This is a genomic window from Dolichospermum sp. LEGE 00246 (genome assembly GCF_015207865.1).
GTDB classification, from domain to species: domain Bacteria; phylum Cyanobacteriota; class Cyanobacteriia; order Cyanobacteriales; family Nostocaceae; genus Dolichospermum; species Dolichospermum heterosporum.
Genome location: NZ_JADEWA010000616.1, coordinates 1 through 2,483, shown reverse-complemented (window position 1 = coordinate 2,483; position 2,483 = coordinate 1). Strand labels below are relative to the sequence as shown.

The following is a 2,483-nucleotide window of genomic DNA, read 5'->3' as shown; positions in this document are numbered from 1 at the left end:
GTATAATTAAAATGTTTGATTCTAGCCACTGATGCTGAATCATTTTTATTGGGCATAATTCGACAGTCATAAACTGCAAATTCTTCAAAATCTGTTAAAATACTTAAAGCTAACTTTGCAGACCAGCCATAACGTCTCACTTGAAAAGCTGCACTCATATTTTGACCCACATTAACAGCGGGTTTTTTCGCCTCCACAAAAAACTTTCTGACTCCACCAACCCGAAAACTATAATCAGGTGCTTTGGCTTTATTTGCATCACTAATTTTTAAAGAATCTTCATGAACAACATCTTTATAAATATCAGAAATTTGTCGTTCATTGCCAATATCCCATCCTAAAGCAGCAAACAAAGGATTAATAAATTCAATTCTGGTTTGTGTTTCATTAATTCCCCCCGCCCAATACAATTCTATCAAAGAGTGAAAATGTTCAACCAGTTGAACAATACTATCAGGTGCTTTCATATTTTCAAAATTCCAATTTTATCTAAATCTATAATAACTCCTCTTTCACCAAAATAGCCAACTTCTGTGCAGCCCCACCTTCACCTCTGACACTGCGTAATTTATCCCGTATAGCCTCTAATTTCTCTGGATTTGCTAACAAATCTAAAACCATTTCTCCCACTTCTTCAGGTTGCAATTTACCTACTAATTCCGGGACAATTTCTGCTTGCGCCCAAATATTTGGCCAAGCAAATAAACCCTTACGTCTCAACACCCACCAATTAATTAATTTAGCAAAACCAGAACCTACTCCCGGTAAATTTGCCAATACTCCTGGTAAACCATCCCAAGAACGCATTGCATCTAATTGTTGAGTTGGTAATAGGACAATCATCGGTACAGCTAAAGCACCTAATTCTGCGGTATTTGCACCAACTGTAGTTAAACAAATAGAACATTGGGATAATAAATCATAAACTGGATTTTCTTGTTTTAATTCCACGATTAATCCAGTAGTAGTTGCAAGAAAATTACCAGATAAAGATGCACCTTGAAAACCAAACGCTTTTGTAAATGAATTAGTTTCAGGATTAGCAAAATTAGCTAAAGTTGGTAAATCTAAAGTTGGTGCGACGGGAATAAAAAACTTCGTTTTCGGGTTTTGACGATAAATATATTCAGCAATAGCTAACATTAAAGGTACACCTTGGGTTAATTTTGCAGATTTTGACCCCGGTAAAATTCCAATTAGTTCAACTTTAGATTGAGGATTTGCAACTTTAGGTGTGATTTCATTCTTTGCTGCTTCTAACATCAAATCACCAACAACAGTGAATTTATCAGCATATTTAGCAGAGACATTTTTCGCAACTTGAGCTTTCATAATGGCAAATTTATCTATAAAATTGTGCCAACGCGCTTCCCATTCCGCATAAACTAGAGTTTTATATCCTAATTTTTTACCAATAATCACCGGAAAAATTTGATCACCACCTAAAAATATGACTACACCTTGATTTCTCCATTCCCAATTTTGCGCGGTTTTTCCCCACAGTAAAAATTGCCAAAAATATTCAGGTGCTTGAACTCTATCAACCTCTGGATAACCCAGCGCTATATCAGTTTCTTTACCACTAGCATGGGGACAAGGTGACAATATTACAGAAATTCTCAGTTGAGAAACATCATGTCCTAATTCTTCCCTCAATGCTTTAACAACAGGACGTACCCAGGTTGTCACCTCCCCAGGTCCATTGGAAAGAATGAGAATATCTACGGGTGTAGTCATTTAATTATTACCTAATGAGTTATAAAATATGATTATACTGATCAATACCTTGTCCAAATTAAAAAAAGCCTTGATTTGTAGGTTGGGTTGAAGCATGAAACCCAACAAATGCGTTGGGTTGCGCTGTCGCTTAACCCAACCTACAGAAAATGGACAAGGTATTGACTGATATAATGAATTAAGGCAGCAAAATTGAATCTCTAAATTAGAATCTCAATTAGATATAGTGACAAGGTATCTAAAGTTTTGTGTCGTGGTTAATCAAATTCATAACAAAATCAAATAACAATGTATCATAGTAATTAGTAGCGTAAATGTGCAATGCTTCCCTTCCTGTTTTTAAAGGATACCAGGTAAGCTACGCCCTGATTTACTAATAGCAGAATGTGGCAGTTTTGACGGGTAAACTTAGTTGGGTAATACTGATGTCTAAGGAAAAAAAAGGTAATAAAGAAGTTAAAAAGCCTAAGAAAGATCCCAAGGACAAAAAAGAGAAAAAAGACCCAAACAGATATGATGGTTTAGGTAAGTAATAAAGAGCAAATTCATAAAAGTTTCTGGTAGGGTATAATAAGGGGTAGAAACAGCTAAATAATTTCTACCCATAACTATCCTTATCTTACTGTTTGTCTAAGTCTTCAATAAGTTGATCAACAAAATCCCTTAACCGTTGCGGCCAGTCAGGGACGGTTTTAATTTTCTCCCTTTGCCCTTTCCGACCTTTAAAACAAATTGGTTGAGCGTCT

General features: G+C 35.7%; 2 protein-coding genes and 1 pseudogene. 1 reads left to right on the top strand and 2 read right to left on the bottom strand.

What is annotated here, in order from left to right:
- Both IQ228_RS24715 and IQ228_RS24710 read right to left on the bottom strand, forming a co-directional pair.
- Positions 1-467, bottom strand: a pseudogene (locus tag IQ228_RS24715) (restriction endonuclease subunit M); the annotation flags it as partial.
- Positions 468-495: 28 nt separating this feature from the next.
- Complete coding sequence (locus tag IQ228_RS24710; RefSeq protein WP_193964792.1) at positions 496-1,737, bottom strand: lipid-A-disaccharide synthase; 1,242 nt, start codon at positions 1,735-1,737, stop codon at positions 496-498.
- 386 nt (positions 1,738-2,123) lie between these two features.
- Here IQ228_RS24710 and IQ228_RS24705 point away from each other — a divergent pair, with 386 nt between their 5' ends.
- Entirely contained in the window at positions 2,124-2,270 is a 147-nt protein-coding gene (locus tag IQ228_RS24705) for a hypothetical protein (protein WP_193964794.1), read from the top strand.
- Positions 2,271-2,483: the final 213 nt, after the last annotated feature.